The following is a 21,852-nucleotide window of genomic DNA, read 5'->3' on the forward strand; positions in this document are numbered from 1 at the left end:
CCACAGCCTCCGCAACCAGCAGGATCAACGGCGTGGGTGGCAACCTCTCCGCTGTGCTCGGAGTCTTCGCGCTGGTCACCGCGCTGACCGCGGCGCTGTTCGCGGTCGGCCGGCTGCGCGGCCGGCGCGGCATCGCCACCCCCGGGCAGCGGGCCACCTACGAGGTGCTGCACACCGCCGGGCTGGCTGCCGAACCGCTGCGGGCCGGGCTGAACCCGGCCGGCGCGGCAAAGGCCGCCCGCCACCTGCGCACCCTGATCGGCTCGGACGGGCTGGCGTTGACCGACACCGACGAGCTGCTCGCGCTCGACGGGCGCGGTGCGCACCACGGGGAGCAGCTGCGTGCGGCGGCCCGACGGGTGGTCACCTCGGAGCGTTCCACCGTGCTCGGCGAGTCCGAACTGCCCTGCGACCGGATCGACTGCCCGGTGCGGGGCGCGGTGGTGGCCCCGCTGGGCAGCGCGGAGGGTCGGATCGCCGGCGCACTGGTCGCCGTCACCGACGGCGCGCCCGCGCCGGGACTGGTGCAGGCCACCCTGGAGACCGCGCACTGGGCCGGCAGCCAACTCGCCCTGGCGGAGTTGGACTCGTCCCGGGAGCGGCTGGCCCGGGCCGAGATACGCGCGCTGCGGGCCCAGATCAGCCCACACTTCATCTACAACGCGCTGACCGCGATCGGCTCGTTCGTCCGTACCGACCCGGAACGGGCAAGGGAGCTGATCCTGGAGTTCGCCGAGTTCACCCGGTACTCCTTCCGGGCACACGGCGAGTTCACCACGCTGGCCGAGGAGCTGCGGTCGATCGACCGCTACCTGACCATCGAACGGGCCCGATTCGGCGACCGGCTCCAGGTGCGGCTGCAGATCGCCCCCGAGGTCCTACCGGTGACGCTGCCGTTCCTCTGCCTCCAGCCGCTCGTCGAGAACGCCGTCCGCCACGGGTTGTCGCGCAAGCCCGGCACAGGCATGGTGAGCATCGAGGCCCGGGACGCGGGCTCCGAATGTCACATAACGGTGGAGGACGACGGAGTGGGGATGGATCCGGCCACGTTGACCGCCGGGATCGCCGAACTGGCCGGGTCGACCGGCGACCCGGGTGACGACCCGGGCCAGCACGTCGGTCTCTCGAACGTCGACGAGCGGCTCCGGTCGGTCTTCGGGGACGGCTTCGGCCTGGTCGTCGAGACCGATCTGGGTTCGGGTACGAAGGTGAGCATGCGGGTGCCGAAGTTCCACCCCGGCGTACGGGCCGGTGCATGACCGGCAACGGCGGCACGGCCCCGTCCGGCTTTCTGCGGGTGCTGGCGGTGGACGACGAGCCACCCGCGCTGGACGAGTTGGCGTACCACCTGCGCGCCGACCCCCGGGTGGCCCGGCTGCACACGGCCGGCGACGCCACCGAGGCGCTGCGGCTGCTCCGCGACGCTGACGTGGACGTGGTCTTCCTGGACATCCGGATGCCCGGCCTGGACGGGATGGAGCTGGCCCGGGTGCTGCGCCGCTTCGCCCGGCCGCCGGCGATCGTCTTCGTGACCGCTTACGACGACGGCGCGGCGGACGCCTTCGACCTGGGCGCCACCGACTACGTGCGCAAGCCGGTACGCGCGGAGCGGCTGGCCGAGGCGCTGCGTCGAGTCGTCGGCTCGCGGGTGGTACCGACCCACCCGGCCGCGCTGGCCCGGGCGGAGGAGGATCCGACGATCCCGGTCGAGCTGGCCGGCACCACCCGGATGCTGCCCCGCTCGGCCGTGCGCTGGGTGGAGGCGCAGGGCGACTACGCGCGGCTGCACACCGCGGAGGGCTCGCATCTGGTGCGGGTCTCCCTGGCGACGCTCGCCGACCGGTGGGCCGACGCGGGGTTCGCTCGGATCCACCGGTCCTACCTGGTGCAGCTGCGGCTGATCGCCGAGCTGCGCCTGGTCAACTCCGGGTACGTGGTCGTGCTCGACGGCACGGAGCTGCCGGTGAGCCGCCGGCACACCCGGGAGTTGAAGGACAAGCTGGTCCGGGCCGCGAAGCAGGAGTGGAGCCGCTGATCGGCGGCCGTCGTCCACCGGGTTTTCCACAGCCCCACCACGTTGTCCACAAGTTGTCCACAGCCCTCTTGACAATCGCGTCGGGCGGACGAGACTGCCGGGATGGCCGCCGAGGATGCACCGCCGGCACCCCGCCGACCCGAACCGTCCCGGGCCGCCGATGAGCCCAGCCGGCCAGCACCGCCCGCACGCACCCGGGTGGTGCTGGCGGAGGCGTCCCGCCGGCAGCAGCACCGGGCCGCGGGGGCCCACACCGAGCTGGCCCAGCAGACCCGGGTGGGCGAGGCGCTCGTGCGTGGCCTGGTCCGCGCCCAACTCGCCCTGGCACTGCAGCTGTCGGCGGTGGTGATGGTCGGGCTGGGCGGCCTGCCCTGGCTGTTCGCCATCGCTCCTGCGGTGGGCCGGATGACCGTGCTCGGGGTCAACCTGCCGTGGCTGCTGCTCGGGGTGCTCTCCTTCCCGTTCCTGGTCGCCGTCGGCTGGACGTACGTGCGGCTGGCCGAACGCAACGAGCAGGACTTCACCGACCTGGTCCAGCGGCCGGAGCACTGAATGGGCAACGACCTCGTCGTACCGGCGATCGTGGCGGTCACCCTCGTCACCCTCGCGATCGGCTTCTACGGGCTGCGGCTGGCCCGCACCACCTCCGACTTCCTGGTCGCCTCCCGGGTGGTCAGCCCGACCTGGAACGCCGCCGCGATCGGTGGCGAATACCTGTCGGCGGCGAGCTTCCTCGGTGTCGCCGGGCTGATCCTCAAGTACGGCGTGGACGTGCTCTGGTATCCGGTCGGCTTCGCCGCCGGCTACCTGGCCCTGCTGCTGTTCGTGGCCGCGCCGCTGCGCCGCTCCGGCGCGTTCACCCTGCCCGACTTCTGCGAGCTGCGGCTGGGCTCCCGCCGGCTACGGACGCTGGCCACCATCTTCGTGATCTTCATCGGCTGGCTCTACCTGGTGCCGCAGTTGCAGGGCGCCGGCCTGACGCTGGCCACCCTGGCCGGCTCGCCGTACCCGGTGGGCGCGCTGGTGGTAGCCGCGGTGGTGACCGCCAACGTGGCGCTGGGCGGAATGCGGGCGGTCACCTTCGTGCAGGCATTCCAGTACTGGCTGAAGCTGACCGCGCTCGCGGTACCCGCGATCTTCCTCGCCCTGCAGTGGCAGGCCGACGGGCGACCGGCGGTGACCCCGCCCGACGGGCCGACGTTCCGGACGGCGACCACCGTCGTGGTCGAGCACCGTGCGGTCCTCACCCTGCCCGACGGGCAGAACCTGGAGGTACGCCCCGGCGACGAACTGAGCTTCGCCGAGGGTGACCCGGTGCCGGAGGTATCCGGGGTCGCCACGGGTGCCACCGACTGGCTGCTGCCCAGCGCCGCGGGCTCCGACGACCGGGGACTGTTCGCCACGTACTCCCTGATCCTGGCCACCTTCCTGGGCACCATGGGGCTGCCGCACGTGCTGGTCCGCTTCTACACCAATCCCGACGGGGCGGCGGCCCGCCGCACCACGCTGGTGGTGCTGGCGTTGGTCGGCGGCTTCTACCTGCTGCCCACGATCTACGGCGTGCTGGGCCGGATCTACACCCCCCAACTGTTGGTCAGCGGCCAGACCGACGCGGTGGTGGTGCTGCTGCCCGAGGCGGCGCTCGGCGCCGGTACCACCGGCCGCCTGCTGGCCGCCCTGGTCGCCGCCGGGGCGTTCGCGGCCTTCCTGTCCACCTCGTCCGGGCTGCTCACCAGCGTCGCCGGCGTGATCTCCACGGACGTGCTGGGCCGCGGCTCGGTCCGCGGTTTCCGGCTGGCCACGGTGATCGCCGGCGTGGTGCCGACGGTGCTCGCGTTGAACGTCTCCGGGCTGGACGTCTCGCAGGTCGTGGGGCTGGCGTTCGCCGTCGCCGCGTCCAGCTTCTGCCCGCTGCTGGTGCTCGGCATCTGGTGGCGCGGGCTCACCGATGCCGGCGCCGCAGCCGGGATCCTGGTCGGCGGCGGGGCCGCCGTGACGTCGGTGCTGATCACCGTGCTCGGCCCACCGCTGACCGGCTGGCCGGCCACGCTCACCGCCCAACCGGCCGCCTGGACGGTGCCGCTGGCCTTCACGGTGATGTTCGCCGTCTCCCTGGCCACCCGCCGCCGTTCCCCCGCCGACGTCGGCCGCACCATGCTCCGCCTACACGCCCCCGACGCCCTCCGCTTGTAAGGAGGGGCCCCTTGTTAACGCCTCCGGTAGAGGAAGGGCCCCCTATTAACACGTCGAGAGCCGGCACACCTGTCGAGAGCCGGCACACGTGTCGAGAGCCGGCCCAGGTGCGGCGTCCGACTCGGGGATGAGCTGCAGATCGTCCGCTGGTCGGGCGGCATCCTGGTCACCACCGGATACGGTCGGGCCCATGACTGGTGAGCACCCGGCGCTGACGCTGCGCGGCCTGGCCAAGAGCTTCGACGGCAAGATCGCGGTGGCCGGGGTGGACCTGGACGTCCCGGCCGGCTCCTTCTACGGACTGCTCGGCCCGAACGGGGCGGGGAAGACCACCACCCTGTCGATGGCGGTCGGGCTGCTGCGGCCGGACGCCGGGAGCGCCTGGGTGCTCGGAAGTGACGTGTGGGCCGACCCGGTAACCGCGAAGCAACTGCTCGGCGTCATGCCGGACGGGGTACGTCTCTTCGACCGGCTGAGCGGGGGCGAACTGCTCGCGTACCACGGTCTGCTGCGCGGCATGGATCCGACGGTGGTCGACCAGCGGGCGGCGGAACTTCTCGACGTGCTCGCCCTCGCCGACGCCGGCCGCACCCTGGTGGTCGACTACTCGGCGGGCATGAAGAAGAAGATCGGGCTGGCCTGCGCACTGCTGCACGGCCCTCGGCTGCTGGTGCTGGACGAACCGTTCGAGGCGGTCGACCCGGTCTCGGCGGCGCTGATCCGGGACATCCTCCAGCGCTACGTGGCCGGCGGCGGGACGGTGGTCTTCTCCAGTCACGTCATGGAGGTCGTGCAACGCCTCTGCTCGCACGTGGCCATCCTCGCCGAGGGCACCATCAAGCGGGTCGGCACGCTGGAGGAGGTACGCGGCGACCGCTCCCTGGAGGACGTCTTCGTCGAGGTGGTCGGCGGGCGTACCGCCACCGGTGAGGAGCTGGCGTGGCTGTCCCGATGAACGCACCGGCGAGACCGGTGCGGCGCGTCACAGCGCGGCACTTCGTCCGGCTCAAGCTGCGGGTGATGGGCAACAACTTCCGCGGCCAGGGCTGGCGGGTCGCGCTGTTCCTGGTCGGGTCGCTGATCGGGCTGTGGTTCGCGGTCGGTGCCTTCTTCGGCCTGGCAGCACCCGGGCTGGCCGGCGACGACCGGTACGCGTTGCTGATCGCCGCGTTCGCCGGCGGGCTGACGGTGCTCGGCTGGCTGCTGCTGCCGCTGGTCTTCTTCGGCGTCGACGAGACGCTCGACCCGGCCCGCTTCGCGCTGCTGCCGCTGTCCCGGCGCACCCTGGTCACCGGGCTGTTCGCGGCGGCGCTGGTGAGCGTGCCCACGGTCGCCATGCTGCTGGCGCTCTCCGGGCTGGTGGTCACTGCCGGGATCTTCGGCGGCTGGTCCGCCGCCGTCGTCGCCGCCATCGGGGTGGTCTTCGGCCTGCTCCTCTGCGTCGCCGCGGCGCGGGCGGTGACCAGCGCCTTCGCCTCCATGCTCCGGTCCCGCCGGGTACGCGACCTGGCGGCCGTACTGCTCGCGGTGGCCGCCGCGCTGCTCGGGCCGCTGCAGATCGCCGGCCTGGCCGCGATCCAGGACGCCAACTGGGACCGACTCACCGGGCTGGCCACGGTCATCGGCTGGACCCCCTTCGGCGCTGCCTGGACCGCCGGCATCGACATGGCCCAGGGCCGGGTGTGGGCCGCGCCGCTCAAGCTTCTGATCACCGCAGTGACGATCGTCGCGCTGCTGATCTGGTGGTCGCGTTCGCTGGAGTCCGCGATGGTGGGCGCGGCAAGCTCCGGGCCGGCGCGGGCCAGGCCGGAGCTGACCAGCGGCGTGGTGGCTCAACTCTTCCCCCGGGCAGCCGGCTGGCTGCGCCGGGACCGGTTCGGGGCGCTGGTCGCCCGGGAGGCCCGCTACTGGTGGCGGGACGCCCGACGGCGAGCCAACCTGATCACCATCGCGGTGGTCGGCCTCTTCGTGCCGGTGATGGTCAACCTGGGCGGCCAGGGCTTCACGATCGACAGCGAACAGGGCTTCACCTCCGCCGGCAGTTCGTCGCCGGTGCTGGTCAGCCTCTCCATGCTCTTCGTCGGGCTGCTCGCCGCGGTCACGCTGGCCAACCAGTTCGGCTTCGACGGCAGCGCGTACGCCGCGAACGTGGTGGCCGGCGTGCCCGGCCGGCTGGAACTGCACGCCCGGATGGCCGCCTTCTCGCTGTACGTGCTGCCCATGCTGGCGGTGGTCGCCGTGGTGATCGCGCTGGTGCTCGGCGAACCGGCCTGGATCGGGTTCATGGTGGGCACCCTGCTCGCCACCTACGGTGCCGGACTGGCGGTCAACTCGTTCGTGTCGGTGCTCGGCGCGTACTCGCTGCCCGAAACGAGCAACCCGTTCGCGATGAACAGCGGTGCCGGCGTCGTCAAGGGCCTGCTGACCCTGGTGGCCATGCTCGCCACCGCCGCGATCGGCGTGCCGATGGTGGTGGCCGCCGCGCTGCTCGGCGACGCCTGGCTGTGGCTGGGCCTGCCGTTGGGCGCGGCCTACGGCGTCGGCGCAGCGCTGCTCGGCGCATACCTGGCCGGCGACGTGCTGGATCGCCGCCTGCCCGAACTCCTGGCGATGGTCACCCCACGCCGCTGACTCCCCGTCGGCTCTAGCACTCAGGTCAACGGGTCGCTGGTCAGGCTCGGCGAGCGGGGCGCACGGGTGACGTGGTCACGGGAACGCAGGGCGGCCCGGATCTCGCCGACGAGGCCGTCGAAATCCTCACCCCCTTCCGACACGACCCACTGGCCGGGCGGGTCACAATGTTTCACGTGAATCATGAGCCGGGTGCCCAGATCCACCACAGCGACCCGTTCGCGGTGCCGGCCGGACAGCGATCGCCCGTACGCCGGTTTCGGGGTCGGCTCGCCGCGCCGGTGACGCTCTGGACGGCGCCCGGCCCGGCCGGGCTGACGGTCTCCTCGATCCTGGTGGCCGACGGGGAACCCGGGCGGCTGCTCGGCCTGATCGATGCGGAGTCGGAGCTGTGGGCGGCGGTGCAGGAGGCCGACCGGTTCGCCGTGACGCCGCTAGGCCCGCCGCACCGGCAGCTCGCCGACCGGTTCGCCGGCCTTTTTCCGTCGCCCGGCGGCCTCTTCGCCACCGGCACCTGGACCGACACGCCGTACGGGCCGGTGCCCGCCGACGGCGGCGGCTGGGCCGGTTGCCGGCTCGACAGCGCGCGGGAGTACGGCTGGGGTCTACTCGTCGAGGCGACCATCGAGCGGGTCGAGTTGGTGGCGGAGACCGCGCCGCTGCTGCACCACCGGGGCCGCTACCGCGAGCTGACCTGAGCTGCCACGATCCTCTCCGCAGGCGGGCCCGGTGTTAACCGGGGCCCCCTGTACCACGCCACGCGTTAACCGGGGGCCCCTCCTTATAGGCTGGCCAGCATGAAGGTTGAGCAGCGTTTCGGCCCCGGTCACCGCATCCTGGTCACCGGCGGCGCCGGCTTCGTCCCGTCGCACCTGGTGGACTCCCTGATCGGACGCGGCTGCACGGTCGTCGTGCTCGACAACTTCGTCACCGGGGCGAAGGAGAACATCGCCCACCTGCTCGACACACCCAACTTCACGCTGGTGGAGGCCGACGTCTCCGACGGGTTGCCCGACCACCCGGCCCTGGCGGAGCGGTTCGACGCGATTCTGCACATGGCCTCGCCGGCCAGCCCGACCGACTTCGAGAAGCTGCCGGTGGAGATCCTGCGGGTGGGCTCGGTGGCGACGCTGCACCTGCTGGAGCGGGCTGCCGCCGACGGTGCCCGGTTCCTGCTGGCCTCCACCTCCGAGGCGTACGGCGACCCGAAGGAGCACCCGCAGCGGGAAACCTACTGGGGCAATGTCAACCCGATCGGCATCCGCAGCGTGTACGACGAGGCCAAGCGCTTCTCGGAGGCCGCGACGATGGCGTACCGCCGCAGTCGGGGGGTGGACACCGCGATCGTGCGCATCTTCAACACCTACGGGCCGAGAATGCGGCCGGATGACGGCCGGGCCATCCCGACCTTCATCTCCCAGGCACTGCGCGGAGAGCCGATCACCGTGCACGGCACCGGCAACCAGACCCGTTCGATCTGCTACGTCGCGGATCTCGTCCGGGGCATCCTGCTGCTGCTGGATTCGACCGAGAGCGGGCCGGTGAACTGCGGCACCGAGCACGAGATGAGCATGCGGGAACTGGCCGAGACGATCATCTCGCTCTGCGACAGCAAGTCCGAGGTGACCTATGTCACTCGGGCCGCGGACGATCCGGAGATGCGCCGACCCGATCTCACCCTGGCCCGCGAGGTGCTCGGGTACGAGCCCACCGTCACGCCGGAGGTGGGGTTGCGCCGCACGATCGAGCATTTCCGAGGCCGGATGGCGTAGCGGCCTCGATGGCTCGGCGGCCCGATGGCGTAGCGGCCGGCGACACGGCGTGTTCGCTGCTCAGGGCGACACTGGCCGAGGCTGCGTACCCTGAGTTACATGTCAGCGACCATCCCCGCCGCACTGCCGGTCATCCACCTGCGCCGCAGCGCCGGGCGCGCGGCGGTGCCCGGCCCCGGTCGGGGCGGTGGCCGGGCCGCCCAGCCGGCCGAGACGCGGCGGCAGCCCGCGTACCACGACGAGCCGGTCCCGCCGCGCGGCCCCGGCGGCCCGCGCGGGCCGGTGGGGCCGGGCGGGCCCGGTGGCGGGCCACCGCCGCGGGGGCCGCGCCCGCGCTGGCGCCGCATCGCCCTGGTGGCCGGCGTCGCCGTGCTGGCGCTGGCGTTGATCTTCGGCACCGGCGCCTGGTTCTACGCCCGCAGCCTCGACAACAACATGGCCCGGACGGACCCGTTCTCGGAGATCACCGGCGGCCGTCCGGCCAAGGCCGTGGACGGCGCGCTGAACATCCTGATGGTGGGCACCGACTCGCGGGATCCGGACGCGCCGATGGACCGGCCGGGCGAGTGGCGCGCCGACACGATCATCGTCATGCACATTCCCTCCGACCACTCGCAGGCGTACCTCGTCTCCATCCCGCGGGACCTGTACGTGCCGATCCCCGAGAGCGCCGGCGCCGGGTGTGAGATCGGCCAGCGCCGCAAGATCAACGCGGCGTTCGCGTTCGGTGGGCTACCGCTGGCGGTACGCACGGTCGAGTGCTTCACCGACGTGCACATCGACCACGTGATGGCGATCGACTTCGCCGGCTTCAAGCAGGTCACCGACGCGCTCGGCGGGGTCGACCTCGAGGTGGAACGGACCATCACCTCGATCCACAAGCCGTACCGAGAGTTCACCAAGGGCACCAACCGCATGAACGGCACCGAGGCGCTGGACTGGATCCGCCAGCGCAAGCAGTTCCCGGACGGCGACTTCGCGCGGATGCGTCACCAGCAGGAGTTCCTGCGAGCGCTGATGGACAAGGCGGCCAGCACGGGCACGTTGACCAACCCGAAGAAGCTCAACGCCTTTCTCCGGTCCGTCACCGACGCCGTCACGGTGGACCAGGGCTTCTCGCTGACCGACATGGCCGTGCAGTTCCGGAATCTGCGCGGCGAGAACCTGACCTTCGTCACCAGCCCGCACCTGGGCAGCCAGACCATCAACGGCGAGTCGGTGGTCGTCTCCGACCGGGAGAACGCCCTGGCCATGTACCGGGCCATGTCCGGGGACACGATGACCGAGTGGGTGAAGGCCAACAAGCAGTCGGGCACCGGAAACGGCTGAGTACCGAGGTCGACCGGCGGCGGTACCCACGATCGGGGGCCGCCGCCGCTCCATGCCGAGGATCTCCTGTGAACCAACCACCGACCGTCCAATTTGATCTGTACGTTCGGCCATTTCAGCAGGATGACGCGGCGAAGAACGCGAACTGGACGCCACGCGAACTCGCCACCACGGGAATGCGTCCGTAAAGTGTTGCCGCCCCCTCAAATGCGAACACGAGCTGGAGCACGAATGCCGCCGGTTCAAAGCCCCCCCTTGCTCGAGCCGCCCCGCGGGTCCGCCACTGCGCCCCCTGCCGGTAAGGCACCCGCCAGGTCGGGAAAGAAGAAGGGGCGCACCCGGCGCAAGGACCCGCTCTGGGCCCGGCTCACTGTGATCTTCGGTGCCGCACTGATGATGACCAGCGGCGTGGCCATCGTCGGCAGCAAGGCGGTGATCAGTCAGGCGACCGGCAACATCTCCCAGCGCAACCTGCTCGGCGACGCGGGCAAGACGAACGCGGAGGGCGGCGCGGACCTCAAGGGCCCGATCGACATGCTGCTGCTGGGCGTGGACGCCCGGGAGCGGTGGGCGGCCGACGACGTGCGGGCGGACAGCATCATCGTGCTGCACATCCCGGCCACCCACGACCAGGCGTACCTGATCTCGATCCCCCGCGACACCGAGGCGCGGATCCCGGCCTTCTCCAAGACCGGCTACCAGGGCGGGGTAGAGAAGATCAACGCGGCCTTCCAGGCGGGGGCCCAGAACGGCGGCGGCTGGGAGGGCGGCGCTCAGTTGATGGCGCAGACCATCAAGGGCATGACCGGCGTCAGCTTCGACGGCGCGGCGATCATCAACTTCGGCGGCTTCAAGAACGTCATCGACGCCCTCGGCTCGGTGCGCATCTGCCCGAAGCAGGAGGTCACATCGATCCACATGTCGTACGTCGACGGCAAGCCGATGTGGAACGCCGACGCCAAGAAGACCGGCAAGACCAGGACTCCGGTGGTGCACAAGAAGGGCTGCCAGGAGATGGAGGGCTGGGCCGCCCTGGACTTCTCCCGCCAGCGGTACGGCCTGAAGAACAGCGACTACGACCGCCAGCAGAACCAGCAGCAGCTGATCAAGGCGATGGCGAAGAAGGCCACCCAGGAGGGCAGCCTGACCAACCTGGGCAAGTTGAACGGGCTGATCAAGGCCGCCGGCAAGGCGTTCATCCTGGACACCGGGGGCGTGCCGGTAGAGGACTTCGTCTTCACCATGCGTGGGGTCACCGGCAATGAACTGATCATGCTCAAGACCAACAGCGGCACGTACAACGCCAACGGCAACGGCAACGAGGCGCTCAGCGAGCAGACCCTGGACATGTTCCGCGCGGTCAGGCAGGACAAGCTGGCCGAGTTCGTCTTCTACAACCCCGAGGTGATCTCCTCCCGGAAGTGACCTTGCGGGGCGGCGGATATCGAGGAAACGCCGTCACGCTCCGTAAACCTCTCGTACCCTGACATGAGTACGTTTCATGTCTACCGACGGGAGGGACGTCACGGCCAGGAAGGCACGCGAGGACGAAAAGCGGACATCGGGCGGCGGCTCCGGACGTCCGCGCTGGCCCCGCGTACTGCTCGGCATCGGGCTGGCGGTGGTGCTGCTGGCCACCCTCGCCGTGGTCGGCCTGCGGGTGCTCGCCGACCGGTACGAGCGCACGATGACCCGGGAGCAACTGCTCGACCCGAGCGCCCGCGCCGACCGTACCGATCTCGACGGCCCCCTCAACTACCTGCTCGTCGGCTCGGATCGGCGACCAGGTGACAGCGGCGCACAGCAGCGCACCGACACCATCCTGATCGTGCACGTGCCGAAGGGACTGCGGGAGGGCTACCTGGTCTCCGTGCCGCGCGACCTGCTGGTCACCATCCCGCCCCGCGGCGGCTATCCGGGCGGCGAGGACAGGGTCAACACCGCCTACGAGTACGGCGGCGGCGGTCAGTCCGGTGCGCAACTGCTCTCGGCCACCCTGACCCGACTCACCGGAATCCGTTTCGACGGTGCCGCCCTGGTCGACTTCGCCGGCCTCCGCAGCGTGATCGACCTGCTCGGCGGGGTGAACATGTGCGTACGGGACGAGGTGCGCTCGATCCACACCGACCGGGTCTTCCACCCCGGCTGCCAGCGGATGGACGGCGCGCAGGCGCTGGACTACGTACGCCAACGCTACGACCTGCCCGGCGGCGACTACGACCGGCAGACCCATCAGCAGCAGTTGCTGGGGGCGATGCTCGAACGCGCCAGCGAGACCCGGCTGCGCGCCAACCCCGTCCAGATCCACCGGCTCGTCGAGGCCGTCGGCGAGTCGCTGACCATGGACACCAACGGGGTGGCGGTGGAGGAACTGCTGCTCGCGCTGCACGGCCTGTCCACCGACGGGCTACGCGGCGTGCAGGTGCCGTCGTACCCGCAGACCATCGACCAGGTGTCCTACGTCCGGCTGGACAACGAGGGCGAGGACCTGTTCGCGGCGGTACGCGGCACCCGCATGCCGCAGTGGGCCGGGACCCATCCCCGCTGGGTCACCCAGATCTGACCCGCTCGGGAAGGCGATCCCACGACGCCGCCATCCGGTTGTCGGAAGCACCGCGACGAGGTTCTAGGCTTGGTACCCGTGTTCGGACCTCAGATACCCACCGTGACCATTTCCGAGATCACCGATGAGACCTACCTGCTCGACGTCCGGGAGGACGACGAGTGGGCCGCCGGTCACGCGCCTGACGCGCACCACCTGCCGATGATGGAGCTGCCGGCCCGCCTCGCCGAGATACCGACCGACCGGGATGTCGCCGTCATCTGCCGATCCGGTGGCCGCTCGGCCCAGGTCGTCGCGTACCTCCTGCGCAACGGCTGGGAGCAGGTGCACAACGTCGCCGGCGGAATGGGTGACTGGGACGCCGCCGGGCGACCGGTGATCGGCTCCGACGGGCAACCGGGCCAGGTCCTGTAGGACCTACGGCGATGGACGGACCTCTCGTCTTCGCGCACCGAGGCGCGTCGTACGACCTACCGGAACACACCCTCGCCGCCTACCTTCGCGCCCTCGACGAGGGCGCCGACGGGCTGGAGTGTGACGTCCGGCTGACCCGCGACGGGCACCTCGTCTGCGTACACGACCGACGGCTCAACCGGACCAGCAACGGCCGCGGGCTGGTCAGTGCCCGCACCCTGGCCGAGCTGGAGCAGCTGGACTTCGGCTCCTGGCATCCGGGCGGCACACCGGCCGACGGCGACGAGGTGCTCGACGACTCACACACTCGGCTGCTCACCCTCGAACGGCTGCTGGAGGCCGTACTCGCCGCCGGCCGGTCCGTCCGGCTGCTGGTGGAGACCAAACACCCGTCGCGGTACGCCGGTGACGTGGAGCGCAAGCTGGTCGACCTGCTGCGCCGGTACGACCTCGCCGAGCCGCGCCCCGGCGCTGCGGTACGGGTCACCGTGATGTCCTTCTCCGCGCTGGCCGTACGCCGGATGCGGGCCCTGGCCCCGACGCTGCCGACGGTACTGCTGCTGGAGGTGCTGCCCCGGTGGCTGCGACTGGGCCGGTTGCCGTTCGGCGCCGGCATCGCCGGCCCGGGCATCGCGCTGGTGCGGGCCCGCCCCACGCTGGTGCCGGCGCTGCGGGCGGCCGGCAACCAGGTCTACGTCTGGACCGTGAACGAGCCGGCCGACCTCGACCTCGTGCTGGCCGCCGGGGTGGACGGCGTGATCACCGACCGTCCGGCGCAGACACTGGCCCGGTTGGGTCGGTGAGACCGCTCGGGGGTGCCCGGAAACGCGGACGGCGGTGCACACTCGGGTCATGCCGGACCGTACCGACTACTCGGCTCTCATCGCCGGGCACACCGCCGTCATCGAGATGATCAACTCTGGTGACGCGGGTCTGCCGGTCCTGAACCAGCTGCTCCGGGTGGCCCAACCGGCGCTCGGGGCCGCGGGGATGGCGTTCGTGGAGTTCGCACCCAGCGGCGGCCGGGTGATCGCCGCCACCGGTGCCGCCGAGTGGACCGTCGGCCGGCCACTGCCCGCCAACGACCCGGTCACCATCTGCCTGCTGGCCGGCCCCCGGGTGCAGTCCGTACGCACCGACGAGTTCACCAACCACCTCGCCACCGAACTGTCCGAACGTGGTCTGCGGCGGATGGTCGTCGGCCGGGCCGAGATCGGCGGTCACACCGTCGGCAGTCTGCACGCCCTGTACCTGGCCGGCGAAGAGGAGCCCAGCGCCGAGCAACGCGGGGTGGTCGGCTACCTCGGGTCCTGCATCGCCCACATGTACGGCGACCAGAGCGGCCTGCCGGTGCACGGCGACGGCCCGGTGGTGGCAGCGCTCGCCGACGGACTGGCCGTGGTCGACCGGGACGCCCACGTCCGGCTCTGGAACCCGGCCGCCGCCGAGGTGACCGGACGCCCGTCTGCCGACGCGATCAACCAGCCGCTGCCGTTCCCGCTTCCACCGTCCGGGCAGGTCCTCGATCACCGACTACCGGACGGGCGCTGGCTGCGGATCACCTCCGGCGAGCTGCCCGGCCCCGGCACCCTTCGGGTGGTCACCTTCCGGGACATCAGCGACCAGCAGCGGCACGACCACGAGCGAGACCTGTTCGTCGCGGTCACCAGCCACGAGCTGCGCACCCCGGTGACCGTCATCAAGGGGTACGCGGACACCCTCACCGACCACTGGGAGTCGCTGAGCGAGCCCGACCGGCGACAGGCGGCCCGGGTCATCGGCCAACGAGCCAACGAGCTGGCCCGGCTGCTCGACCGGCTGCTCTCCTCGGCGGCCGAACAGTGGCCGGGGGACGGGCCGCCCGTCCCGTTCGATCTGGCCGGGACGCTGCGGGCTGCGGTCGCCGAACTGCCCACGGAGCTGCGCCGCCGAACCACCCTCCAGCTGCCGGCCGAGCTGCCCAGGCCGGTCGGACACCGGCAGAGCCTGGCCACCGTGCTGACCGAGTTGGTCACCAACGCCGGCAAGTACTCCCAGCCCGACTCAGAGATCGACATCAGCGCGGGCGCGGACGGCCAGACCGTCTGCTTCCGGGTCAGCGACCGTGGCATCGGAGTGCGCCCGGAGCACGTCGAACGGGCCTTCGACCGGTTCTGGCAGGGTGACTCCGGCGACCGGCGCCGCTATCCCGGTACGGGTCTCGGCCTCTTTCTCGTCCGCCGGATCGTTGAACAGCAGAATGGCTGGGTATTCCTCCGACCGAGGACAGGCGGCGGTACGGTCGCTGAGGTACGGCTGCCCCGCAGATGACGGTGGGGATCACGGGGGCGGAAGAGGGGCGCAGGTGGCGACGGGAGCGGTCGAACGGGCGTGGTGCGTGGTGGTTCCGCATCATGCCAGCGGCGCGCGGGTGGCCCGGCGCCGGCTCGCCGCCGAACTGGGCGACGCCGTCTCCCCGGCGGTGCTGGCGGATCTGGTGGCGGTCCTGGCCGAGTTGGTGGGCAACGCCGTCCGCCATGCCGATCCGCTGCCGGGTGGGGTGGTCCGGGTCGCCTGGCGACTGCGGACGACGCCCGACGGGGCGCAGATCCGGCTTCAGGTCACCGATGGTGGCGCCGCCGGTGGCCCACTCATCCGCCCGGCGGACACCGACGCGGCCGACGGCCGTGGCCTGCACATCGTCTCCGGCCTGGCCAGCCGCTGGGGCGTGGACCGGGACGGTCTCGGCCAGAGTGTGTGGGCCGACTTCGACCCGGTCCCGGAGCGGCCGGGCCTGGTGACGACCGGCTGAGTCGGCACCCACCCGGCTCGTTGCCCGCGGCAGGTGCGGGTCCTGCCCCCACCGTCCTGCCGGGGCCTCTAGGCTGTCTCGCCGTGAGCAAGCGTCGAAAGAATCAGCGGGCCGCCGCACCGACAGGTAAACGGGAGAAGGTCCGGGACGTCTTCGTCCCGCGTCCCTTCGAGGGGCTGACCGACGAGCCCGAGTGGATCGCGCTGCGGGAGCTGGTGCCCGCCGCGTCCGCGCCGCTGCGGCTCACTCCGGCACTGGTCGACGAGTACGGCGACCGGCCGATCACGTTGGCGACCGTGCTGCCGATGGCGGCCCCCGCGATGAGCCGGGAGGACGGGCACATCCTGGTCGGACTGCAGCGCCACCAGCAGTCCGGTGACGTCTCGCGCGACCTGGCCGAGTCGCTGCTCTGCGCACTGCGGACCGCCGCTGGCGCGCCGGTTGCGGTGCCACCGTTGCCCGGCCCCGGGCCCCGGCTGCAGGACATCCTGGTCGACGGTCCGCTGGAGATCACGCTGCACGAGGGCTTCGAGTTCTGGCTGGTTCCGGCCGCCGCCGAGGACCCGACCGTGCAGGCGTCCCTGGAGCGGGCCAACGCGGCGATCTATCCCACCGTGCGACTGGCTGCCGCACGAGCCGCGTACTGGTGCCGGGTGCCGGAGAAGGCACACGTCCGCTGGGTGCTGCCGGAGGCCGAGGAGGCCGCGCTGGACGCGCTGGCCCGGCTCGGCGCGGCCGGCTCGCTGGCCCTCGGCGAGGGGACGAAGTTCGCCGGCATGTTCCGCGCCCACGGGCGGCTGGTGCCGGTCTGGGACCTGCCCGAGGACGCCCCGGCCGGCGACTGGGAGCACCCGGTGGCCGACTTCGCCAAGCGCTACGCCGAGGCCCTGACGGAGACGGGCCCGCTCGATGCCGCGGCCCGGCGATCCCGGCAGGGGCTGCTCGGCCGTCAGCTAACCCTGCGCTGATCCACCGGCTGGTGTTAAGAAGGGGCCCCTGCTCTACCCCAGGCGTTAACAAGGGGCCCTTCCTTACTCCCGGAGCAGTGGGCAGGACATGCAGCGCGGTCCGCCCCGGCCCGAGCCCAGCTCGGAGCCGGCGATCGGGATGAGTTCGATGCCGGCCCGCTCCAACTGCGCGTTGGTCTCGACGTTGCGCTCGTAGCCGACGCAGAGTCGGGGTGCCAGCGCCAGGGTGTTGTTGCCGTCGTCCCACTGTTCGCGCTCGGCGGTCACCGGGTCGAGGCCGGTGTCGATCACCCGTAGCTGGTCCAGGTCCATCGCGTCGGCGGCCGCCCGCAGGAACGGTGCCGGGCCGTCCACCCGCGGGTCGTCGCCGTCCGTGCCGGCAATGACGGTGTACGCCGACAGCGTGCTGGCCACATTCGGGTACATCAGCACCGTGTCGACGTCGACCATCGTGCAGATGGTGTCCAGGTGCATGGTCGCCCGCTCCTGCGCGATCGGGACCACGAGGATGGTGTGTGCCAGCCCGGCCGCGAAGACCTGGCGAGCGAGCCGTTCGGCACCGGCGGGGGTCGTCCGCTCACCCACCCCCACGGCCAGCACCCCGGGGGCCAGCAGCAGCACGTCGCCGCCCTCCAGATGCTCCAGGCCCGGTCGGTACACGAATTCGGTGCCGGCGAACCGCGGGTGGTGCCGGTAGATCGCGTCGGTCAGCGTGGTCTCCCGGCGTCGGGCGGGCATCGCCAGGCTCGTCACGCCCACCCGGTCCCCGATCCACAGTGACGAGTCGCGGGTGAACAACAGGTTCGGCAGCGGATCGACGATGAAGTCGTGGCGGTCCATCAGGGTGTAGACCAGACCACCGCGCCGGTCCCGGCGCAGCCGCAACTCCTCGTGGGCCAGGCCGGCGACGAGGACGCCGGCGAGGGCGGCCGGGTCGAGGTACGTCAGGTGCGCGGCGACCCGGCCGCGCAGGGTGTCGCCGAGCCGGGGCGAGTCGAGCACCTGTTCGGTGAGTTCGGCCCGGGCGTCCGCCACGGCCAGCACCTCGGTGAGCAGGTCGGTCAGGTAGAGCACCTCTACGCCGCGCTCGCGAAGCACTCCGGCGAAGGCGTCGTGCTCCTCCTGTGCTCGGCCCACCCAGGGGATGGCGTCGAACAGCAGCGAGTCGTTGTTGCGTGGGGTGAGCCGGGCGAGTTCCGGCCCCGGCCGGTGCAACAGCACGGTGCCGAGCCGGCCGACCTCACTGTCCACGTGGTGGCTCACTCCCGCAGCGTAGGGCAGGGTTTGGCGGTATCCGGTAAAACAACCGTGGGTGAATATGGCATTCATCCACAGTCATTCCGGCGCTCCGGCTTGCCGACCACCGGGTCCGGCAACGTAGGGTAGTGAGAAAGTAACTTCGAGGGACCTTTTGCCGGAGGTCGCGATGACTGTCTTCCCCGCTCGTCGAGCCGTACCGTCTGCCCGGGCACTGCCGCCCGTGGCGGTGCCGCACCCCCGGGTCGAGGCGCCAGGGGTGGTCGCGGCCCCACGCCCGTCCCCGCTGGAGTGGGCCCGGCGCCGCCGGGCCGAGCGGGGCGCCCGACGCCTGGAGGCGGCAGGGGCGCGCGCGCTCGGCCAACTCGACCACCTCGGGCCGGCATGGCACGTGATCGACTGGCCCCGCACCGACGCCGCCGACGCCCTGCTCGACGACGAGGACAATCGCGCCGGCTTCCTCGCCATCGGCCCGAGCGGACTCTTCGCGGTCACCATCGCCGACCACGGCCGGGCCCGCGTCCTGGTCGCCGGCGACGTGGTGCAGATCAACGGAAAGCGCCCGCCCTACGTGGCCGAGGCCCGCCGCGACGCCCGACGGGCCAGCAAGGCGCTGACCGCCGCGGTCGGCCATCCGATCCCGGTGACGCCGGTGCTCACCTTCGTGGGTTCGGGGGTGATCAGCGTCTACGGGCTTCCCAAGGACTGCCTCATGGCGACCCACCGGGAGCTCGACCGGCTGCTCGTGGCGGCTGGCAACCGGATCAGCCCGACCACCGCCGAGAAGCTGTCCCGGGTGGCGCAGCACCCCGCCACCTGGACGAGCGGCGGTTACCCGCCAGCGGCGGACTACCGGTGGTATGAGGACGGCCGAATGGCCGCTGACAAGCCGGCCGGCCGGCGGTAACGTCTGCGGCGACGCCACGCGGCCGGGCACGGCTCAGCTCCGCCGGCCCCCGTGCCGTCGCCGACCGGGCACTGATCAACACCGACGGCCCCGGACGTCCAGCACGGTCGGCGGTCGCTGCCGCGACCGGCTAGCGTGGACGTACCGTCGGTGTGCATAGGAGGCTCGGTGGCCCACGTCGAACTCTCGCTCTCTGAAGTGTTCGTGCCCTCCGGGGAGACACCGACAGAGCAGGGGTGCGACAACATCGACCGGTGGTCGGCCACCGTCTCCAGCGCGGCCGAGCCCTGCCTGCTGATCGACGCCGAGACGCTGGTGATGGCCGTCTCTGCCGCCGGTTGCGAACTGCTCCGCCTCGGCGCGCCGGAGGACGTGATCGGGTTGCCGCTGCTCGATGGTGGGCTGCGGCTGCTGGACTTCACCGCCTACCGGGGTGAGCTGGCCGAGCCCGAGATCGACAAGATTCCGCCGCTGTTGGCGCTCTCCTCCGGCCGCCTGGCCCGTGGGCTGCTGCGGATCGAGGCGGCGGCGGAGGGAACCACGGACGCGACCGTCGACGCCATCTCCACCCCGGTGCTCGCCAACGGTGAGGTCGCCGGCTCGCTCACCTTCTTCTCCGAGGTCTGACCTGACGCCCATCCCACCCCGCCGCCCCGAAGCCCGACGGCGCTGCGATGCTGCCGGCCCTCGGCGGCTGGTCGCCGTCGTGACGCTGGTCGCGCTCCTGTCGGCCTGCGGCGAGCCTCCGGAGGTACGCGACGGTTCGCCGGGCCTGCCGACGCGGGCACCCACGACGACGCCGAGCATGTCGGCCACCCCGACACCGCCGCCGGCCGGCGGGCTGCCCGGTCCCAACAGCCCCTCGGCCGATCCGGGCCTGGTCGCGGTCGCCTGCCCGGGCGACCCGTCGGCGCAGCGCATCATCAGCCTGGTTCGTGGCCGCGGTGGACTGCTCTCCCAGAATGCGAAGGTCAGCGCCCGCAGCGGCCCGCTCTGCGCCGCTGGATGGCAGTTCACCATCCTCGACGTGACCGGGTACGAACCGCTCCAGGTGGTCACCCGGAAACAGTCCGGGACCTTGCGCCTGGTCACCGCCGGCACCGACGTCTGCACGGCCGAGGTTCGGGTGGCCGGCCCCGCCGGCATCCAGACGCTGGCCTGCGGCAGCGACGGTGCCCTACCGGTGCCGTCGTCGCCGACGCTCCCGACGCCGTTTGCCACGACACCGTCCCCCACGCCGTCCGGCTCGTCGCCGACGTCGAATGCGTAGGCTGAGCGCATGCCGGGAACGCCGCCGACCCGTTTCGTATACCTCGGACCCGAGGGCACCTTCGCCGAGCAGGCGCTGCGTACCGTGCCCGCCGCCGAGCGGGGCAGCCGTACGCCGGCCCGCAGCGTGGGTGAGGCGCTGGAGGCCGTACGCGCCGGGGACGCGGACGCCGCCCTGGTCCCGCTGGAGAACTCGATCGGCGGCGCAGTCGGGGTCACCCTCGACGAGTTGGCCGAGGGTGAGCCGCTGGTGATCACCCGAGAGGTGATCCTGCCGGTGGAGTTCGTGCTCGCCGCGCGTACGGGGACCCCCCTGCCCTCGATCGGCAGCATCGCCGCCCACCCGCAGGCATCCACCCAGTGCCGGGGCTGGTTGCGGGCCCACCTGCCCGACGCGGTCGTGGTGGATGTGCTCTCCAACGGCGCGGCGGCGGCCGGCGCCGCCAACGGCGAGTACGACGCGGCGATCTGCGCCCCGATCGGCGCGGCCCGGCACCGGCTGGCCGTGCTGGCCGACAAGATCGCCGACCACCCCGACGCGGTGACCCGGTTCGCTCTGCTGTCCCGGCCCGGACCGCCGCCACCACCCACCGGCGACGACGTGACGTCACTCGCCGTCTACATCGCGCACGACCGGGTGGGTGCGCTGCTGTCCGTGCTGATGGAGCTGGCGGTCCGGGGCGTCAATCTGACCCGGATCGAGTCCCGGCCGACGGGTGAGGCGCTCGGCCGGTACGTCTTCTTCCTCGACTGCACCGGCCATGTCGCCGATGTGCGGCTCGGTGAGGCGTTGCAGGGGCTGCACCGGGTCTGCGCCGGCGTGCGGTTCCTGGGCTCGTACCCCCGGCACCGGTGGGGCGGCTTGACGGGCGAACGCCCGGTGGCCGCCCCGGCCGGTCTCTCCGACACCGACTACACCGACGCCGCCGCCTGGCTCACCCGGCTGCGAGTAGGCGAACAGTCCTGACCGGCCGGGGCCGGGCCGCAGCCGGGGCCGGGCTCAGCGGAACAGGCCGCCGAGCACGCCGCCCTGGTCCTGCTGTCCGCTGCCCATGATCGGTGGTTCCTCGGAGGGCTGGACGACCACGAACCCGTGCCCGGCGAAGCTCATCGTGTACGCCTCTCCGGTGGTGCGGCCCAGCAGCGTGCCGAGGCCGATCTGGTCCGCCCGGTGGTAGCCGGTCTGCAGGGCGGCCGACCAGCAGACGGCGGCCTGCGGGTCGACGTAGGTGGGCGCGTCGACGTTGAGCACGACCGGGGTGCCCCGGGTGGTGACCGCGATCCTGCCGTGTCCGGTGAAGACGCAGTTGAACAGGCCGGACGAGGCCATGCCAGCGCCGCCGGCCATCTTGATGTCGTACTGCAGGGTGGAGTCGAAGGCCAGCACGCTGGAGCCGTTGATGGAGAGCGCATCGCCCGGCTCCAGGTCGATGACGTGTACGTCCTTGGCGAAGTCGGCGAGGAAGACGTCTCCGCGGCCGGTCAGCTTCATCAGCGGCACGCCCTCGCCGGTCAACTTCTGCTTGAGAAAGTTGCCCAGCCCGCCGGAGCCGAGCGCCTGGAACTGCACCTGCCCCTGGTACGCCACCATCGAACCGACCCGGGCCATCGCCTCGCCGTTCAGCTCGATCTTCAACATCTTGGAGTTCTGCAGCCGCATGCCGGGCTGTCCCGACTCCCGCTCCAGATTCGCCGCCGAGAACAGTTCGCTGCGCATTGGGTT

General features: G+C 71.7%; 22 protein-coding genes and 1 pseudogene. 20 read left to right on the forward strand and 3 right to left on the reverse strand.

The window, feature by feature from the left end; all coding sequences use genetic code 11:
• Positions 1–32 precede the first annotated feature (32 nt).
• From BMY89_RS18485 to BMY89_RS18510, 6 genes are all read left to right on the forward strand, one after another.
• Positions 33–1,259: a sensor histidine kinase gene (locus BMY89_RS18485; protein ID WP_092381270.1), complete on the forward strand. Its 1,227-nt coding sequence runs from the start codon at positions 33–35 to the stop codon at positions 1,257–1,259.
• Complete coding sequence (locus tag BMY89_RS18490) at positions 1,256–2,035, forward strand: LytR/AlgR family response regulator transcription factor (RefSeq protein ID WP_092381271.1); 780 nt, start codon at positions 1,256–1,258, stop codon at positions 2,033–2,035. Before BMY89_RS18485 ends, BMY89_RS18490 begins: the two co-directional genes overlap by 4 nt.
• A gap of 102 nt (positions 2,036–2,137) precedes the next feature.
• A complete protein-coding gene (locus BMY89_RS18495; protein ID WP_232521420.1) occupies positions 2,138–2,587 on the forward strand; it encodes a DUF485 domain-containing protein in 450 nt (149 codons plus the stop codon).
• Positions 2,588–4,228 (forward strand): sodium/solute symporter, encoded by a 1,641-nt coding sequence (locus tag BMY89_RS18500; RefSeq protein WP_092381272.1) that lies wholly within the window; start codon positions 2,588–2,590, stop codon positions 4,226–4,228.
• Between the two features lie 190 nt (positions 4,229–4,418).
• Positions 4,419–5,183: an ABC transporter ATP-binding protein gene (locus BMY89_RS18505; RefSeq protein ID WP_092381273.1), complete on the forward strand. Its 765-nt coding sequence runs from the start codon at positions 4,419–4,421 to the stop codon at positions 5,181–5,183.
• The gene (locus tag BMY89_RS18510; protein ID WP_092381274.1) at positions 5,180–6,859 is read left to right on the forward strand and encodes an ABC transporter permease; all 1,680 of its coding nucleotides are present in this window, start codon (positions 5,180–5,182) and stop codon (positions 6,857–6,859) included. Before BMY89_RS18505 ends, BMY89_RS18510 begins: the two co-directional genes overlap by 4 nt.
• 20 nt (positions 6,860–6,879) lie before the next feature.
• On the opposite strand, the gene BMY89_RS31365 is transcribed toward BMY89_RS18510, so the two are convergent.
• Positions 6,880–7,002, reverse strand: coding sequence for a hypothetical protein (locus BMY89_RS31365; RefSeq protein WP_269766874.1), 123 nt, complete (start codon positions 7,000–7,002; stop codon positions 6,880–6,882).
• Between BMY89_RS31365 and BMY89_RS18515 the strand changes: the two genes are divergently transcribed.
• The 10 genes from BMY89_RS18515 (at position 6,982) to BMY89_RS18560 (ending at position 16,696) form a co-directional block, all read left to right on the forward strand.
• Positions 6,982–7,557: a flavin reductase family protein gene (locus BMY89_RS18515; RefSeq protein ID WP_372433315.1), complete on the forward strand. Its 576-nt coding sequence runs from the start codon at positions 6,982–6,984 to the stop codon at positions 7,555–7,557. The genes BMY89_RS31365 and BMY89_RS18515 overlap by 21 nt on opposite strands.
• 99 nt (positions 7,558–7,656) lie before the next feature.
• Positions 7,657–8,631 carry an NAD-dependent epimerase/dehydratase family protein gene (locus tag BMY89_RS18520; RefSeq protein WP_092381275.1) on the forward strand — a complete coding sequence of 325 codons (975 nt, stop codon included), beginning with the start codon at positions 7,657–7,659 and terminating at the stop codon, positions 8,629–8,631.
• A 99-nt stretch (positions 8,632–8,730) separates the two neighbouring features.
• Entirely contained in the window at positions 8,731–9,960 is a 1,230-nt protein-coding gene (locus BMY89_RS18525; protein ID WP_092381276.1) for an LCP family protein, read from the forward strand.
• 207 nt (positions 9,961–10,167) lie between these two features.
• A complete protein-coding gene (locus tag BMY89_RS18530; protein ID WP_372433314.1) occupies positions 10,168–11,385 on the forward strand; it encodes an LCP family protein in 1,218 nt (405 codons plus the stop codon).
• A 76-nt stretch (positions 11,386–11,461) separates the two neighbouring features.
• Entirely contained in the window at positions 11,462–12,523 is a 1,062-nt protein-coding gene (locus tag BMY89_RS18535) for an LCP family protein (RefSeq protein WP_443673917.1), read from the forward strand.
• Between the two features lie 78 nt (positions 12,524–12,601).
• Positions 12,602–12,937: a rhodanese-like domain-containing protein gene (locus BMY89_RS18540; RefSeq protein ID WP_092381277.1), complete on the forward strand. Its 336-nt coding sequence runs from the start codon at positions 12,602–12,604 to the stop codon at positions 12,935–12,937.
• Between the two features lie 11 nt (positions 12,938–12,948).
• Complete coding sequence (locus tag BMY89_RS18545; protein WP_092381278.1) at positions 12,949–13,740, forward strand: glycerophosphodiester phosphodiesterase; 792 nt, start codon at positions 12,949–12,951, stop codon at positions 13,738–13,740.
• 49 nt (positions 13,741–13,789) lie between these two features.
• The gene (locus BMY89_RS18550) at positions 13,790–15,247 is read left to right on the forward strand and encodes a sensor histidine kinase (RefSeq protein ID WP_092381279.1); all 1,458 of its coding nucleotides are present in this window, start codon (positions 13,790–13,792) and stop codon (positions 15,245–15,247) included.
• 67 nt (positions 15,248–15,314) lie between these two features.
• Positions 15,315–15,728, forward strand: coding sequence for an ATP-binding protein (locus tag BMY89_RS18555; protein ID WP_232521430.1), 414 nt, complete (start codon positions 15,315–15,317; stop codon positions 15,726–15,728).
• Between the two features lie 83 nt (positions 15,729–15,811).
• Complete coding sequence (locus tag BMY89_RS18560; protein WP_092381281.1) at positions 15,812–16,696, forward strand: DUF5926 family protein; 885 nt, start codon at positions 15,812–15,814, stop codon at positions 16,694–16,696.
• Positions 16,697–16,759: 63 nt separating this feature from the next.
• Here BMY89_RS18560 and BMY89_RS18565 read toward each other — a convergent pair whose 3' ends face one another.
• A complete protein-coding gene (locus BMY89_RS18565) occupies positions 16,760–17,959 on the reverse strand; it encodes an arginine deiminase (protein WP_092381282.1) in 1,200 nt (399 codons plus the stop codon).
• A gap of 163 nt (positions 17,960–18,122) precedes the next feature.
• On the opposite strand from BMY89_RS18565, the gene BMY89_RS18570 reads away from it, so the two are divergent.
• The 4 genes and pseudogenes from BMY89_RS18570 (at position 18,123) to pheA (ending at position 21,096) form a co-directional block, all read left to right on the forward strand.
• The gene (locus BMY89_RS18570) at positions 18,123–18,860 is read left to right on the forward strand and encodes a hypothetical protein (RefSeq protein ID WP_092381529.1); all 738 of its coding nucleotides are present in this window, start codon (positions 18,123–18,125) and stop codon (positions 18,858–18,860) included.
• 168 nt (positions 18,861–19,028) lie between these two features.
• Positions 19,029–19,487 carry a PAS domain-containing protein gene (locus tag BMY89_RS18575; RefSeq protein WP_092381283.1) on the forward strand — a complete coding sequence of 153 codons (459 nt, stop codon included), beginning with the start codon at positions 19,029–19,031 and terminating at the stop codon, positions 19,485–19,487.
• A 67-nt stretch (positions 19,488–19,554) separates the two neighbouring features.
• Positions 19,555–20,028: pseudogene (locus tag BMY89_RS18580) on the forward strand (hypothetical protein); the annotation flags it as partial.
• Between the two features lie 111 nt (positions 20,029–20,139).
• A complete protein-coding gene (pheA, locus tag BMY89_RS18585; protein ID WP_092381284.1) occupies positions 20,140–21,096 on the forward strand; it encodes a prephenate dehydratase in 957 nt (318 codons plus the stop codon).
• A gap of 33 nt (positions 21,097–21,129) precedes the next feature.
• On the opposite strand, the gene BMY89_RS18590 is transcribed toward pheA, so the two are convergent.
• Complete coding sequence (locus BMY89_RS18590) at positions 21,130–21,846, reverse strand: AIM24 family protein (protein WP_092381285.1); 717 nt, start codon at positions 21,844–21,846, stop codon at positions 21,130–21,132.
• Positions 21,847–21,852: the final 6 nt, after the last annotated feature.

Source organism: Micromonospora phaseoli (assembly GCF_900109115.1).
GTDB lineage: Bacteria > Actinomycetota > Actinomycetes > Mycobacteriales > Micromonosporaceae > Micromonospora > Micromonospora phaseoli.